This is a genomic window from Mesorhizobium sp. M1A.F.Ca.ET.072.01.1.1, assembly GCF_004023325.1.
GTDB lineage: Bacteria > Pseudomonadota > Alphaproteobacteria > Rhizobiales > Rhizobiaceae > Mesorhizobium.
Genome location: NZ_RZSF01000691.1, coordinates 1 through 673, shown reverse-complemented (window position 1 = coordinate 673; position 673 = coordinate 1). Strand labels below are relative to the sequence as shown.

The window sequence follows — 673 nt, the reverse complement described above, 5'->3', positions numbered from 1 at the left end:
GTGGAAGGAGGTGAGTTCGTACTTCTCGTTGGGCGAATGGATGCGGTCGTCATCGAGGCCGAAGCCGACCAGCAGCGATTCCATGCCGAGATAGGTCTGGAAATCGCCGACCACGGGGATGGAGCCGCCGCCGCCGGTGGTGACGGCCTGCTTTTCCCATTCGTCGGAGAGCGCATCCTTGGCCTTGGCCAGGAACGGCGAGTCGTAGGAAAGCTGGATCGCCGGCGAGCCGCCATGCGGATGGAATTCGACGGAGCAGTCGCCGGGAATCCGATCGCGCACGAAAGCCTGGAAGGCGGCGCGGATTTTTCTCGGATCCTGCTTGTGGACGAGCCGGAACGACACTTTCGCCGATGCTTCCGCCGCGATCACCGTCTTGAAGCCCTTGCCGGTATAGCCGCCGATGATGCCGTTGAACTCGGCCGTCGGCCGTGCCCAGGTGAGTTCGAGCACGGAGCGGCCCTTTTCGCCGGCGGGAATGGAAAGCCCGACCGGTCCGAGGAAGGTCTCGGCGGTCTCGCCGAGCCCCTCCCAGGATTTCAGCACCTGCGAGGGCGTCTCTTCGACGCCATCATAGAAGCCCGGGATGCTGATGCGGCCGTCTTGATCATGAATGTCGGCGAGAATTTTGGTCAGGATCCGGATCGGATTGGCGGCCGGGCCGCCATAGAGG

At 63.6% G+C, this 673-nt stretch carries 1 protein-coding gene; it reads right to left on the bottom strand.

What is annotated here, in order from left to right; genetic code table 11:
• The coding region (locus EOA32_RS37575; protein ID WP_128374335.1) for a M20/M25/M40 family metallo-hydrolase at window positions 1-673 on the bottom strand (673 nt) is incomplete at both ends.